13 protein-coding genes are annotated in these 13,417 nt (G+C 61.9%); 2 read left to right on the forward strand and 11 right to left on the reverse strand.

Annotation, left to right across the window (positions count from 1 at the left end; all coding sequences use genetic code 11):
* Nucleotides 1-14: 14 nt before the first annotated feature.
* The 11 genes from ppk2 to NH195_RS07120 all read right to left on the reverse strand — a co-directional run bounded on the left by ppk2 (nucleotide 15) and on the right by NH195_RS07120 (nucleotide 10,528).
* A complete protein-coding gene (gene ppk2 / locus NH195_RS07070) occupies nucleotides 15-914 on the reverse strand; it encodes a polyphosphate kinase 2 (protein ID WP_066704978.1) in 900 nt (299 codons plus the stop codon).
* Nucleotides 915-959: 45 nt separating this feature from the next.
* Nucleotides 960-1,892: an alpha/beta fold hydrolase gene (locus tag NH195_RS07075; RefSeq protein ID WP_066704979.1), complete on the reverse strand. Its 933-nt coding sequence runs from the start codon at nucleotides 1,890-1,892 to the stop codon at nucleotides 960-962.
* Nucleotide 1,893: 1 nt separating this feature from the next.
* Complete coding sequence (locus NH195_RS07080; RefSeq protein ID WP_066704980.1) at nucleotides 1,894-2,817, reverse strand: homoserine O-succinyltransferase; 924 nt, start codon at nucleotides 2,815-2,817, stop codon at nucleotides 1,894-1,896.
* Between the two features lie 32 nt (nucleotides 2,818-2,849).
* Nucleotides 2,850-3,722, reverse strand: a complete 873-nt coding sequence (locus NH195_RS07085; RefSeq protein ID WP_066704982.1) for an ATPase — start codon at nucleotides 3,720-3,722, stop codon at nucleotides 2,850-2,852.
* 68 nt (nucleotides 3,723-3,790) lie between these two features.
* Nucleotides 3,791-4,708 (reverse strand): DMT family transporter, encoded by a 918-nt coding sequence (locus NH195_RS07090; protein ID WP_066704984.1) that lies wholly within the window; start codon nucleotides 4,706-4,708, stop codon nucleotides 3,791-3,793.
* A gap of 226 nt (nucleotides 4,709-4,934) precedes the next feature.
* Nucleotides 4,935-6,038, reverse strand: a complete 1,104-nt coding sequence (locus NH195_RS07095; protein ID WP_066704986.1) for an OmpP1/FadL family transporter — start codon at nucleotides 6,036-6,038, stop codon at nucleotides 4,935-4,937.
* A 168-nt stretch (nucleotides 6,039-6,206) separates the two neighbouring features.
* Nucleotides 6,207-7,103 carry a DMT family transporter gene (locus tag NH195_RS07100; protein ID WP_066704988.1) on the reverse strand — a complete coding sequence of 299 codons (897 nt, stop codon included), beginning with the start codon at nucleotides 7,101-7,103 and terminating at the stop codon, nucleotides 6,207-6,209.
* Nucleotides 7,100-7,381, reverse strand: a complete 282-nt coding sequence (locus tag NH195_RS07105; RefSeq protein WP_066704990.1) for a putative quinol monooxygenase — start codon at nucleotides 7,379-7,381, stop codon at nucleotides 7,100-7,102. Before NH195_RS07105 ends, NH195_RS07100 begins: the two co-directional genes overlap by 4 nt.
* A gap of 60 nt (nucleotides 7,382-7,441) precedes the next feature.
* Nucleotides 7,442-8,413, reverse strand: coding sequence for a glycosyltransferase family 8 protein (locus NH195_RS07110; RefSeq protein WP_066704992.1), 972 nt, complete (start codon nucleotides 8,411-8,413; stop codon nucleotides 7,442-7,444).
* 57 nt (nucleotides 8,414-8,470) lie between these two features.
* Nucleotides 8,471-10,042 (reverse strand): glutamine-hydrolyzing GMP synthase, encoded by a 1,572-nt coding sequence (guaA, locus tag NH195_RS07115; RefSeq protein WP_066704993.1) that lies wholly within the window; start codon nucleotides 10,040-10,042, stop codon nucleotides 8,471-8,473.
* A gap of 192 nt (nucleotides 10,043-10,234) precedes the next feature.
* Nucleotides 10,235-10,528, reverse strand: coding sequence for a DUF6477 family protein (locus tag NH195_RS07120; RefSeq protein ID WP_066704995.1), 294 nt, complete (start codon nucleotides 10,526-10,528; stop codon nucleotides 10,235-10,237).
* A 350-nt stretch (nucleotides 10,529-10,878) separates the two neighbouring features.
* Here NH195_RS07120 and NH195_RS07125 point away from each other — a divergent pair, with 350 nt between their 5' ends.
* Together NH195_RS07125 and NH195_RS07130 are read left to right on the forward strand one after the other, a co-directional pair.
* Entirely contained in the window at nucleotides 10,879-12,057 is a 1,179-nt protein-coding gene (locus NH195_RS07125; RefSeq protein WP_066704996.1) for a DUF6456 domain-containing protein, read from the forward strand.
* 419 nt (nucleotides 12,058-12,476) lie between these two features.
* Nucleotides 12,477-13,400, forward strand: a complete 924-nt coding sequence (locus tag NH195_RS07130; RefSeq protein WP_066704998.1) for a hydrogen peroxide-inducible genes activator — start codon at nucleotides 12,477-12,479, stop codon at nucleotides 13,398-13,400.
* The last annotated feature ends 17 nt before the right edge of the window (nucleotides 13,401-13,417 follow it).

Consider the following 13,417-nt stretch of genomic DNA (forward strand, 5'->3'; position numbering starts at 1 on the left):
CTCAATCGCCCCGCTTATTCGTCTGCGTCGCCGGTGATCAGAAGCTTCGGTCCGTCAACGACCTTCGGGTCGATCTCGCCGAGATTTCTGGCGTTCTTGCCCTTGTAGTCGATTTTCGAAAGCACCGAGCGGATCGCATTCAGCCGCGCGCGGTATTTGTCGTCGGAGCGGATCACCGTCCAGGGCGCGATCAGCGTGTGGCTGCGCTCCATGGTCTCGGAAATCGCTTTCGTATACTCGTCCCAGCGTTTCAGCCCCTCGACGTCGATCGAGGACAGTTTCCATTGTTTCAGCGGATCGCTCTCGCGCGCCAGAAACCGCCGGAGCTGTTCGGCGCGCCCGACATTGAGCCAGATCTTGAAAAGCTGGATTCCTTCGGAGACCAGCATCTCCTCGAACTCGGGGAGTTGGTGGAAAAATTTCTCGCGCTGCTCATCGCTGCAAAAGCCGAAGACCTTTTCGACCACGGCGCGGTTGTACCATGAGCGGTCGAACAAGACGACTTCCCCCGCCGTCGGCAGGTGGTCGATGTAGCGCTGGAAATACCATTGCCCGGCCTCGCGCTCGGTCGGTTTCGACAGGGCCACGATCCGTGCCGAACGCGGGTTCAAATTCTCGCGAAAGCGTTTGATCGTGCCGCCCTTGCCCGCCGCGTCGCGGCCTTCGAAGACCACGACGATGCGCTTGCCGGTCTCGCGCACATCAGAAAGCATCTTGACCAGTTCGAGTTGCAGCGCCTCGATCTCCGCCTCGTACTCGGCCTTCTTCATCCAGGTTTCATAGGGGAAGGAGGGCGAGAGGATTTCCTTCTTGCCGCCGTCTTCGACCGCCTTGCGGATGGATTTCGGCGCGTCCTTTTCGAAATAGCGGGAAATGGCCCCGCCAAAGGGCAGATCAGGGGATTTGTCGGGCATGGCGCGTGGCTTTCCGTGTTAATCTCTTTAACACTATGGGGTTTTTCAGCCCCGGTTGCAACGTGCGGCAGCCCGTGACGTGGCGCGCGCGACGGCGGCGACCACCGCCTCTGTCGCGGCGTGATGCGGCATATGGCCGATGCCTTCGAGCCGCGTGAGGCGGTTCGAGGGCAGGCGCGCGGCAAGCGCCAGAGCATGCACGCTGTCTGGGACGATGACATCCGCCGTGCCGTGGATACTCTCGATCGGCAGGGTGAGCGTATCGTAGCGCGGCACCATGGCCCTGATCTCGTCACGCAGCGCGATGCGTTGGCGGGCGTTCATCCGGTGCCGGGGCGGGTGGATCGACTTGCGCGGCTGGAAATGCTCGGCATAGCCGTCGGGCACCGGATCGGGGGCGAAGACCTCGGCCAGACGCTGTTCGACGATGAACTCCGGCACGGTGAGCGAAATCAGCTCCGCCGCCCACCAGCCGAGAACGGGCGCGGCCAGCGTGCGGTGCAGCAGCGGATGGCCGGTTTCCCAGTCATGGGACGGGGAGGAGACAAGCACGAGGGCCGCAAGCGTGCCGGGCGCATCGAGCGCCCACCGCAAGGCGACGGCGCCGCCGTAGGACTGGCCCAGAACGACCGGCGTGCGCGGCTCCACAATGGCAATGGCGTCGCGCAGGACACGCGCCTGAGCGGCAAGGCTTTCGTCGCGCATCCGGGAGCTGTGACCATAGCCGGGACGGTCCACGACATAGACGCGGTGGTCCTGTGCCAGGGCCGGGGCAAGGGCGAAATTCATGTCATAAGTCGACCCCGACGCGCCATGGATCAGAACGACGGGGGTGGATTCGGGCGGGCCATAGCTCTCGACATGGATCGCCGCGCCCGAAGGCGTTTCGATCAGATCGCCCTTGCGCCGGGTTTTGAGCGCCCGCATCGGCCCGCGCCGCAGCGGCATTTCGAGCGGAGCGGGCGCGCGACTGCGCATGTCAGAGCCCGATCTCTTCCAGTTTGTAGGGCGTGTCCTGATAGATCGCGTTGATCCAGTTGCCATAGAGAAGATGCGCGTGCGAGCGCCAGCGGTTCATCGGGCGCAGCGAGGGATTGTCGTTCGGGAAATAGTGCTGCGGCAGGATGATTTCTTTGCCCGCATCCACATCCCGTTGATATTCCTCGTACAATGTGCCCGTGTCATATTCGAAATGGTTGAAGATATAGAGCGCGCGGTGATCCGGGTCCTGCACGAGGCACGGCCCTGTCTCGTCGGACCCGAGAAGCGGCACGAGGCCGGGCACAGCGTCGATCTCCGCCTGACGCATTTCCGTCCAGCGGCTCACCGGGATGTAGCACAGGTCCGAGAACCCGCGCAGATAGGGCGAGCTTGGGGCGAGGTTTTCCTGTTGGAACAGGCCAAAGGCCTTGTGATCGAGGATGTGTTTCTGCACCCCGTGGAAGTAATAGATCATCGCCATCCCGCCCCAGCAGACGCCGAAGGTGGAAAACACATGGCTCTGGGTCCACTCGAACACCTCTTTGAGCTCGTCCCAATAGGTGACTGCCTCAAACGGCAGATGCTCGATCGGTGCGCCGGTGATGATCAGCCCGTCGAATTTCTCGCCGGAAGCTTTGACCTCGGAGAAGGGGCGGTAGAACTGCTCCATATGCTCGGCGGCGGTGTTTTTCGTCTGATGCTCGCTCATGCGGATCAGGTGAAAGTCGATCTGCAACGGGGTTGCGCCGATCAGACGGGCGAATTGGTTCTCCGTCTGAATTTTCTTCGGCATGAGGTTCAGAAGCGCGATCTTGAGCGGCCGAATCTCCTGCGTCGCTGCCCGGCCTTCGCCCATGACCATCACACCCTCGGCCGAGAGCACGTCATAGGCGGGAAGGTTTTCGGGCAGGGTGATGGGCATGTGAGCGCTCCTTATGGGTAAGGCTAGGTGATTTAGGACTCTTTTGGACGATTATCAAGCGCCGTGGCGATCAGGGCGGAGAAGTCGTCGGGACCCTCGATCCGTTTGACGTCCTCATAATCGAGCGTGATGCCCCACTTGTCGGCCATCGCCTTGTAGCGCGGCTGGCGATGTGCAAGGGCGCGGGCATAGGTGTAACGGATGAAATCGTCCGGGTTGACCGCGTCTTCCTTGACGCCTTTTGCGGCGAGATATTCTTCCCAGATCGCAGCCAGAAATTCCGGCTGATAGGCCATCGGCTTCGGCGCCTTGTCGAAACGGCGGATCAACTCTTCGGTATGGGCCTCGGAGCCCTTGATCCAGACCAGAAGCGCCTCGTCGGAGAGCGCCTTGAGGATCGGGTCCTGCGCGTTCTCGGGATCGACCCATTCACAGATCGAGCCGCCGGTGTCGCAGACGAAATGCGGATAGCCGTAAAGCGCCTGCGCCCGGTCGATGAAATGGCCGGTGTCGAGAAGGGCGGCTTCTTCGGCACGGCGGAACAGGGCCTGACGGCGGCGGAACTCGGCCATGGGGATGCCACCCAGGGCTTCGGAGCCGGGTTTGCCGAGAAAATAGGACACCGGTGCGAGGTTGTCGAAGGTCAGGTTGGCCTTGATGTAGATGCTGTCGGAGAGGAATTGTTCGCGCAGGAACGGCTCGCGCATCGCAACCTTTTTCAGATTGTCGTCAATGGCTTCGCCGAGGTAGCGCGTGCCGATGCGGTAGTCGATCGAGTAGTGATACCATTCCCCCGTGCCGCGCAGCATGTTGGAGATCACGGTCTTGCCGAGTCCCGACATGCCAAAGAGAATGAGCCGCTTGCGCCCGCACTCCTGCCACTGTGCACCTGTTTCGTATGTCATCCGTCTGTTCCTGTCGGGCCCTGTTGGTCGGGTTCGGTGGTGCCACGGCGCGCGCCCGCTCGCAAGGGCTAAGCCGTATCCTTGCCCCGCAGCCGGGTCAAAATCCGCCCGTCGATCACCAGAAGCCCGAGCGCGATCAGGCCGAAGCCGAGATAGGCCTGCGGTGGCAGGCTCTCGCCCAGCACCAGTGCCCCGAGGGCGATGGAGACCGGTGCGACGATCAGCGTGGTGAGCGAGGTGTTGCCCGCACCGGCTGCGGCCATCACCTTGTAGTAAATGATATAGGTGAGGCTGGTCGACATCACCGAGAGATAGAGCAGCGCGCCCCAGGTTTCGGGCTTGAGCGACACGGGCGGGGCGCCCGCGACGAAAAAGGCGACCGGAAGCGCGATGAGGGCTGCACCGGAGAGCATGCCGGCGGCGGCCACCTCGGGGCGCAGGTCGGAGAGCAGGATGCGCCCGACGGAGTTCGAGACCCCGTAGGACATGGTTGCGGCGATCATGGCAAGCTGGCCCAGAGAGGTCAGGTCGAAGGACTGAAGCGCCTCCGGGCCGATCACGGCGACGATGCCCAGCACGCCGAGCGCCACACCGGTTCCCTTGCGCCATCCCAGTTTTTCATCGGCAAAAATCAGCGCCGCAAAGAGCACGCCGAAGATCGCGGTAGAGGCGTTGAGAATGCCCGCAAGGCCGGAGGGGATGTGCCGCTGCGCCCATGTGATCAGCAGGAAGGGGATCGCGGAGGTCAAGGCACCGACAAGGATAAACCGCCATAAATACTGGGAAATTTTCGGCACGGGCAGACCCTTGAGCATGATGTAGCCCCAAAGCACCACGGCGGCGATGGAGACCCGGCCCGCCACGACCCAGTAGATCGGCAGCTCGCGGATGAGGATCGCGACGGCGAGAAAGGAACAGCCCCAGAGAAAGCCCATGGCAAACAGCCCGGCCCATGCGGCGGCGGAGATGGTCTTTTGCGGGGCCATGATCTTTCCTTATGTGTTCGCTGCAAAATCGCCTGAGCGGGCCCCGGTGGCAAACCGGAATTTGTGCAAATGCGGATCACGGTTTTTGATCGGAAGGGACTGCAAACGGGCTCAAAACCGCTGTCGGAAAAGCGTCGGACTTGTGTCGGACTTTTGTCGGGCAAGGACCGCCACAAAAAAGGCCCCGCGGGATCGCAGGGCCTTTCCATGGATTGATGGGATCGGATCAGAAGTGATGCGACAGCTTGATGCCGAAACCGAGGGCGGAGTTGTCTTCGAACTCGCCGCCCACCGAAGTGGTGGTGTCGCCGATCCAGGCGTAGCTGACGCCACCGGAAATCGCGGTCTGATCGGTGATCTGATATTTCAGACCGGCCGCAACGGATTTGTAGCCGTCGGTCGGCGACAGGTTTCCGGAGGTTCCACCATAGGCTTTTTCATAGCCGATGGAGAAGGAACCGGAGAGCTTGTCGTTGAAACGACGGCCAAGGCCGAGGCTGTAGGAGACGGTATCGTTGTCGTGGTCGACAAGATTGTCGCCGATGATCGTGACGTAATCGTCCGGGGCAATCGTGGTGGAGGTCCATTCCGCCCAGCGTGCCGAGAACATCAGAAGCGTATCGGCCGCGATGCCGGTCTGGAAATCGAAGTTCACCGATTTCGGCATGGTCACGGACAGGGCCGACGAGTTGGCGCCGAGGCCGGAAAGCTCATCTGCGGTGAAATCAATGTCGATTTCGGAATTGTAGGTCAGGCTGGCGCGCAGCGCGATGTCCGGAATTTCATAGGCGGCGCCGACGAGATAGCCCCAGTCGTTCTCGGTCGTTGTCTCCATCTGATAGAAATTGACGCCCTGATTGTAGAGCGACACCTCGCCCTCGGACGTCAGGTTGCGCACGCCGCCGTAGACCGAGAAACGATCATCGAACTTGTAGCGCAGGACGGCGGTCACCGCCGTGGTTTTCACCGTCGCGTTGGAGCCGGCAATCGGGTAGCTGGTGCCGGCGCCATAATCGACATCGGCGCCGAAGGGCTGGTCGATGATCAGCGCGAAGGACAGATTGGGACTGAGGTCCTGTTTGAAGGCGCCCGCGACCATGTTGAAGGACGGCGTCACATCGCCCGCGTCGAGGTCACCGTAGAGAGGGTGCGGGAAATAGCCGCTCACATCCGGGCTGACCGAACCGAAGCTCAGCTCGACATAGGTGCCGGTCTCAAACAGCGGTGCGATGGATTGACGGGACCGATCCATGCCGCCTGCATGTGCCCCGGATGCGGCGCCGATGGCCGCGACGGCCACGGAGGCCGCCAGAAGTGTCGTGTTTTTCATTGATCTCCATCCCTGACGGGCACTGAGGCCCGCTCCTTAGATCTTTTTAAAGTGTCGTGGTGAGCGAATTGCCGCTCTTATTGTCCAATCAGCCTAAGCTGCGACAAGATTTCAAGCAATTCTGACGCCGCGTCATGGTTGCAACCGCCCGACCATGGCTTTTCTGCATCAGGCGGGGCGGGACAAGCGGGACATCCGGCGGTTTTCGGACAAGATATTGATGTAATTGGCGGAAAAAATGATCGCCGCGCCGATGAACACCCAGATGTCGATGCTCTCATTGTAAAAGGCCATGCCGATGACCGCGATGATCGGCAGGCGCAGGAAGTCGATGGGTGTGACAATGGAGGCGGGCGCCAGCGACAATGCCGTGGTCAGGCAGAAATGCGCGCCGAGTCCGGCGACGGCAACGACCATCACCCAGGGCACATCCTGAAGACGCGGCAGGGCGACATCGGCGTCGGCCAGCGCACAGACCAGACCGAAGATCAGTTGCAGCGTGACCATCCAGAACATGATCGAGAGAACGGTGACATGGGCGGTGAGCGTCAGGCGCTTGGTGAACAGCGCCGAGGCGGCGAAACCGAGGGCACAGAGCATGGCGGCAATCAACCCGATGGAAAGCGCACCGCCGAAGGGCCGGGCGACGATCAGGATGCCGACAAAGCCCATGGCGGAGGTGAGCGCCCGCGTCGGTGTCATCTTTTCCCCGAGAAAGATCGTGGCGCCGAGGCCCACGAGGATCGGGTAGGAGAATTCCAGCGCGAAGAGCTGGGCCATGGGAATGAGGGTCAGGGCGTAGAGCCAGAGGTTCTGACCGGCGAAATGCCCGAGGTTGCGGCCGATGTGGAGGCCCATGGCCTTGGGCCGGAATTCCTTGAGACGGCGTTGTGCCACGGCGATGGTGAGTACGATCACGAGCCCCACGAGCGAGCGGTAGCCGAGGATTTCGAACGTATCGAGATGACCGGCGAGTTTGCGCCCGGCGACGGCCATGGCGGAGAATCCCGCGAGTGCGCCACTCATCCAGAGCGCGGCCTTGAGTGGGTGGCTCTCCTGACTCATGCGTCGGTCTTCCGGAAATCGCGCTGCATGTGATGGGTGACACGTCCCCAGTCGGAGGCATGGGTGCGGTCCTGATGGGCCTCGAAGGCGCGCGCGTCGCGGAAGACTTCGGTGACGTGGAATTCGGTGGGGCGCACCTCGTCCTGCCAGAGTTCGAACTGGAGGCATCCCGGTTCGGCGCGTGAGAGGCGGATATGTTCCGGCATCAGCGCCAGAACATGGTCGACCTCATGGGCGGCGCAGGTCAGGGTGCCGCTGAGCATCACTTTGCCAGCCATGGTTCTTGTCTCCTCCCTGTGCCCGACACGCCTGCGTTATTTTGGCAATGAATACACGTGTCAAGCAGCCAAAGGGTCGTTGCAAAGGTGGCGGATGTCCATCCCTGTTTCCTCCGAAAGACGCTCAGCCTCTTTGCGCCAATGCAGGAAGGCCTCGCGATGCAGAGTGTTCAGGTCCGTGTCGGTCTCCATGTCCCGCCAGGGTTTCCGATCTCCGGCGAAATGCAGGATGCCGGGGCGGGCAAAGCCGTCTTTGTAGTCTTTGCGCATATGGCGGGGTGTGTAGCGTTTGCGTGTTCGGCTTGGCACGATCAGCATGATCTGGAAATTCCACCGGAGCGACATCGGCGCGATCCGTCCGGCGAACATAAAATTCACCCAGTCCTGATCGTTGTGTTCCCAACCTTTTTCCAGTTTGGTGCTCAGGCAGGTGTCGAGATCGCAAAGACGGTCCGCCCATCCCGTAGCGCGCAGTTTCGGCATGTCGATCAGGACGATGCCGTTGTTGCAGTAGTGGCGCAAGGGAATGTCGCGTTTGCTCTTACAAAGGATGGCGGGAATGTCGCGCCATTTGTTTTGCTCGAACGGATAGAAGCGCCGGTAGTACCGCTTTCGGTAATAGAGGTCCTGAAAGTGATAATCGGGTGCGGCGGCGATGGCATGTTGTCCCAGAGGTGTTTCATAGGCCTCCGCAGGGTCTTCCATCACCAAAGTGTCGCCGTCGATCGCAAGGCTTTTTCGCGGCAGGATCTTATAGAGAGACAGCTGCCAGAAGTTTTGCAGCCGCACCTTATGCGCCAGGGGGTGATCCGCACTAGGGAGGGTCGGGTCTTCGACGAGGTTGATCCGAGATTCGGGATGGCGCTCGCGCAGGCAGTCCAAGGCGGCCTTGAACCGCGGCACCGCGCAGTCGGTCAGGAGAAGAACGTCGCAGCCTTTGCGGCTTTGGCGCAGCAAAGACGACAACGACACCAGAGACGGAAACGCATAGCCGCGGTTGAATACGTAGGAAAAATGGGCAGGGTCTGACATCAATATAGGCTTTAAAACTGGAACATGCCCCAAAGCAGGGCATGTTGAGACTTGGACTTATTCCAGCTCGATGGTTCCCGGCGGCTTCGAGGTGCAGTCGTAGAACACGCGGTTCACGCCTTTGACCTCGTTGATGATCCGGGTGGAGGTCTCAGAGAGGAACTCGTGGGTGAACGGGTAGTAATCCGCGGTCATGCCATCGACCGAGGTCACGGCGCGCAGCGCCAGCGCATAGTCATAGGTGCGCCCGTCGCCCATCACGCCCACGGTGCGCATCGGCAAGATGGCGGCGAAGGCCTGCCAAATCTCGTCGTAGAGCCCGTGTTTGCGGATCTGGTCGATGTAAACCGCGTCCGCTTTGCGCAGGATGTCGAGTTTCTCACGGGTGATCTCGCCGGGGCAACGGATCGCAAGACCCGGGCCGGGGAAGGGGTGGCGCCCGATGAAGGAGGCCGGAAGGCCCAGCTCGTGACCCAGCGCGCGGACCTCGTCCTTGAACAGCTCACGGAGCGGTTCGACCAGTTTGAGGCCCATTTTTTCCGGCAGACCACCGACGTTGTGGTGCGATTTGATCGTTACCGAGGGGCCACCGGAGAAGGACACGGATTCGATCACGTCGGGATAGAGCGTACCTTGCGCGAGGAATTCGGCACCTTCGATCTGATCGGCGTATTTCTGGAACACGTCGATGAACAGCTTGCCAATGGTTTTGCGCTTCACTTCCGGGTCGGACACGCCTTCGAGCGCGCCGAGGAAAAGATCGCTCTCGTCGGCATGGATCAGATTGAGGTTGTAGTTCTCGCGGAACATGTTGACGACCTGCTCGGCTTCGCCGAGACGCAGAAGGCCGTGATCGACGAAGACGCAGGTGAGCTGATCGCCGATCGCCTCGTGCAGCAGGATGCCGGTGACGGAACTGTCGACGCCGCCGGACAGGGCACAGATGACTTTCTTGTCGCCGACCTGTTCGCGGATTTTCGCGATCATCTCTTCGCGATACGCGCCCATGGTCCAGTCGCCGGAGAAGCCCGCAAGTTTGATGAAATTCTCGTAGAGCGTCGCGCCATTGGGCGTGTGGTGCACTTCCGGGTGGAATTGCACGGCGTAAAAACGGCGCTCGGTGTCGGCGGTGATGGCGAAAGGCGCACCAGGGCTTGTGCCGTAGACCTCAAAGCCCGGCGCGATCTCGGCGACGTGGTCGCCGTGGGACATCCAGACCTGTTCCTTGCCGGTCGCATCCATGAACCAGCCGTTCAGGAGATCGGTGTGATCTTTGGTCGGGGTCACATAGGCGCGGCCGAATTCGGCGGTGGCATGTTCGCCCGCTTCGACACGACCGCCCAGATCGTGCATCATCACCTGTTGGCCGTAGCAGATGCCGAGGATCGGCACGCCCAGCTCATAGGCCGCTTTCGGCGGGCGGGGCGAGCCCTCGCGCATCACCGAATCCGGTCCGCCGGAGAAGATGATCGCACGCGGATCAAATTCCTTGAGGCTCTCTTCGGTGACCTTCTGATAGGGGTGGATTTCGCAATAGACATTCAGCTCCCGCAGACGGCGCGCGATGAGCTGCGTCACCTGAGAACCAAAGTCGATGATGAGGAGGCGGTCATGGGAAATCTGGGTCATGCCCTGCCTTTATGCGCGCGGACGGATTCAGGCAAGATGGATTTCCGCTTTGTGCGGCATGTTGCGGGAGGCCGGGTGTAAAAAAGCCCCCGTTTCGGCCGGGAAGAGGCGGAAACGGGGGCGGCACAGAGGGATGACCCGTGGCGTGGGTCTGTCGGGCGGCCTGCGAAACGGGGAGGTCTCGGCGATGTCTCAGGCGGCCTGTTGCGCCTGCGGCAAAAGCCGGGCCTCGCCCATCAGCGCGATCAGCACCTCGACATGGCGCGTCACATTATAGGTTGCGTCGCCCGAGCGGCGGATGTCCTCCATGCGGGCCTCTTCCTCGATCAGCGCGGTAAGGGCGCGGGCGGGCGAGGGGGCGGTGGCGCTGCGCATCACACGCCTGAGGTCACGATTGCGGTTGTAATGCTCCAGCCCGAACCGCGCGGCACGGATCAAAAGGCGGGGGCGGCGCAGGGCGGCAAGCAGGGTCGTGACGTCGGTCATGGCAGGTCTCCTGTTGGTGTCGCGCCTGTTCGACGGAATGTCCGATGTCAGGCGGCGGGTCGTGGTTGAAACGATATGAAAGGAGCTTTGCACAACCTGAGCGTGTGTTGCGTATTGTTTCCTAATTGAGGGCGGTGCGTGGCGTTATTGTTTATATTTAAGAAACGATAATGGCAGAGCGAGAAACAGTTAACCTTTGCGTAACCAATGCAACTCATGGTTGAGGCGGGATTCGGGATAAAACGGGGGATAACCTGTGAAGATCCAGTGGATATCTGCCTGTTTTGTGAGGGGCCCAAATCTTAACTGTATCAAAAATGGAAACAATTATTCTGAACGCTGGGGGAAATATGCTGGAAACTAGGAAAGGAACCGCCGGAGCCGGGGGGCAGCTTCCGAAATGGGTGCCACAGGAGGCCAAGCGCTATCTGGCGCATACGGAAAGCGGCGACACGATCCGTGAACTTGCGCGGCGCGGCGGCTGTGCGCCCTCGACCGTGCTGCGCCAGGTGCGCAAGCTCGAACAGAAGCGGGACGACCCGCTGATTGACGAGGCGCTGTCTTCGCTCAGCCGTCTTGCACCGAAGGCCGCGCCCGGGGTCGATCCGTCGTTGCACGCGCACCCGCATTTTCAGACCTCCCCGGACATTCAGGACAGCAAGGACAAGGACTCCATGACCGACCACAGCCCGTTCTCCGAGCCGACCGGCACCACGCCGCCGGATGACGCGACCATCGCCCGCGAAGCCCGCCGCATCCTGCGTCGCCTGTCGGAGCCGGGGGCCTGTCTGGCGGTGGCCAAGGATATGGAAAAGGCCGTGGTCGTGCGCGATCTACCGGACGGGCGCACAGCGCGCACGGCGGTGCTCGACCGTCCCATTGCGCAGGCGATGGCGCTCAAGGACTGGATTGTGGCCAATGCCAAGGGCAAGATCACGCGCTACACGATCACGGCGGCGGGGCGCGCGGCGCTGCGCGGGTTTCTCGCCGAAGACGAAAGCGCGCGGGCAGGCTTTGCCGAAGCGCCGACGCGGTTCGATGCCGGGGCGGGTGGGTTTGCCTTGCGCGATGAAACGCAGGCGGAGGATCGTCCGAAGCGCATTCGCTACAATGCCGCGGAAAGCCCGGTGATGGTGCTGGCGCGGCGGCGTGACAAGGATGGCACGATGTTCCTCTCGCCGGAGCTTGTGGCGGCGGCGGAGCGGCTGCGCGAGGATTTCGAACTGGCGCAGATGGGCGCGGGCGGTGTGAACTGGGAGCGGTTTCTGATTGAGGCACGGCAGGTGACGGGGGACGTCAACGGTTTCGGGTCGGAGGCGGCGAAAGCGCGGGTTGCGGCGGCGCTTGGCGATCTCGGGCCGGGGCTTGGCGATGTGGCGCTGCGCTGTTGTTGTTTTCTGGAAGGTATGGAGCAGGCGGAAAAGCGCATGGGCTGGTCGGCGCGCTCGGGCAAGATCGTGCTGCGGATCGCGTTGCAGCGGTTGAAGAAGCATTACGACGAGGCGGGGTATTCGAATTTGATTGGGTAAAATCCGGTTCGGGGCATGGCCCCGGCAAACGCTCCAGTGGAGCGTTTGAGGGTTTTACGGGCGGAGCCCCGGCCGGTCTGGCCTGTGGCCAGATTGAAAGGTCCAGTGGACCTTTTCAAGGCGCGAACGCCCTCGCCCACTTTCGAGGGCCGGTAGGTCTGGGTTTTTGCCCCGGCAAATGCTCTGCCGCCTCCTGAAAAAAGCACCCGAAGGTCTCAAAGCCTCCGGGTGTTCAGGTGGGACCGATCCGGGGCGGTCCTGCTCAAGTCGGACCTTGCGATCCGTGCCCATCGGGTCGGTCAGGACCCTTTGGGCGCCCCCTAGCCAGCGGGGTGAAGCGGGAATAGCGCCGCTATGGGATCAATTGAAATTGTAATTTCCGTGATTTGATATTAGCTCTTCTAATGACTGGAGGGGCCATGCTGACACTCAGACAAATGACCTATTTCGTGGCGCTGGCCGAGACTCGCAGCTTTTCGCAGGCGGCCGAGACCGTGCATGTGACCCAGCCCGCCCTGTCGCAGCAGATCAAGGAAATGGAGGCAAGCCTCGGCACGCAACTGGTCGAACGGCTGCCGCGGGACATAAGGCTGACGCGGGCGGGGCAGGTGGTTTTGGACCGGGCACGGCAGATCCTGGCGATGACCCGCGATCTGGAGGCGGAAATCCGGCTCTCGAAAGGCCTGACCGGGCGGCTGGCGCTTGGGGTGATCCCGACCATCGCGCCCTATCTCCTGCCACGGGCGCTCACACGGATCAAGGCGGCGGCGCTCGATCTCGACATGCGGGTGCGGGAGGCGCAGACGGCGGAGCTGATCGCGCTGGTGGCGGCGGGAAAACTCGATGCGGCGGTGATCGCGCTGCCGTATGACATCCAGGGGTTGCTGGCCGAGCCGCTTTTTACCGACCGGTTTCTCCTGGCCGGATCGCAGGCACGGATCGCGGCGCTGACCGAGGCCACGGTGCCGCGCCCGACGGAGTTGTCGCCGGACACCCTTTTGTTGCTCGATGAGGGCCACTGCCTTGCCGATCAGGCACTTGAGGTCTGCGGGCTGAAACGCAACCGGCAGTCGGTCGATCTCGGGGCCTCGTCTCTGGCGACGCTTTGCGGGTTGGTGGCGCAGGGCTTTGGCCTGACGTTGTTGCCGGAGATTGCGCTCTGTTCCGAAATGGCGGCGAGCCCGGAGATGGCGGTGCTGCGCTTTTCCGATCCCGAACCTCAGCGCATGGTGGCGCTGGTGCGGCGGCAGTCGACGGAGGCGAAGCTGTGGTTCACCGAGCTGGCGGCGCTTTTGAAGGATGCGGGGGAAGAGTTGATGTGTGAGGCGCAAAGCCGGGCGTGAGGCGCGTATCAGCCATG

It is taken from the genome of Celeribacter ethanolicus, assembly GCF_001550095.1.
Classification (GTDB): domain Bacteria; phylum Pseudomonadota; class Alphaproteobacteria; order Rhodobacterales; family Rhodobacteraceae; genus Celeribacter; species Celeribacter ethanolicus.

What these genes read in the sequence shown, in the direction of transcription:
- ppk2 (WP_066704978.1), bottom strand. Translation starts at nt 914, where the DNA reads ATGCCCGACAAATCCCCTGATCTGCCCTTTGGCGGGGCCATTTCCCGC.
- NH195_RS07075 (WP_066704979.1), bottom strand. Translation starts at nt 1,892, where the DNA reads ATGCGCAGTCGCGCGCCCGCTCCGCTCGAAATGCCGCTGCGGCGCGGG.
- NH195_RS07080 (WP_066704980.1), bottom strand. Translation starts at nt 2,817, where the DNA reads ATGCCCATCACCCTGCCCGAAAACCTTCCCGCCTATGACGTGCTCTCG.
- NH195_RS07085 (WP_066704982.1), bottom strand. Translation starts at nt 3,722, where the DNA reads ATGACATACGAAACAGGTGCACAGTGGCAGGAGTGCGGGCGCAAGCGG.
- NH195_RS07090 (WP_066704984.1), bottom strand. Translation starts at nt 4,708, where the DNA reads ATGGCCCCGCAAAAGACCATCTCCGCCGCCGCATGGGCCGGGCTGTTT.
- NH195_RS07095 (WP_066704986.1), bottom strand. Translation starts at nt 6,038, where the DNA reads ATGAAAAACACGACACTTCTGGCGGCCTCCGTGGCCGTCGCGGCCATC.
- NH195_RS07100 (WP_066704988.1), bottom strand. Translation starts at nt 7,103, where the DNA reads ATGAGTCAGGAGAGCCACCCACTCAAGGCCGCGCTCTGGATGAGTGGC.
- NH195_RS07105 (WP_066704990.1), bottom strand. Translation starts at nt 7,381, where the DNA reads ATGGCTGGCAAAGTGATGCTCAGCGGCACCCTGACCTGCGCCGCCCAT.
- NH195_RS07110 (WP_066704992.1), bottom strand. Translation starts at nt 8,413, where the DNA reads ATGTCAGACCCTGCCCATTTTTCCTACGTATTCAACCGCGGCTATGCG.
- guaA (WP_066704993.1), bottom strand. Translation starts at nt 10,042, where the DNA reads ATGACCCAGATTTCCCATGACCGCCTCCTCATCATCGACTTTGGTTCT.
- NH195_RS07120 (WP_066704995.1), bottom strand. Translation starts at nt 10,528, where the DNA reads ATGACCGACGTCACGACCCTGCTTGCCGCCCTGCGCCGCCCCCGCCTT.
- NH195_RS07125 (WP_066704996.1), top strand. Translation starts at nt 10,879, where the DNA reads ATGCTGGAAACTAGGAAAGGAACCGCCGGAGCCGGGGGGCAGCTTCCG.
- NH195_RS07130 (WP_066704998.1), top strand. Translation starts at nt 12,477, where the DNA reads ATGCTGACACTCAGACAAATGACCTATTTCGTGGCGCTGGCCGAGACT.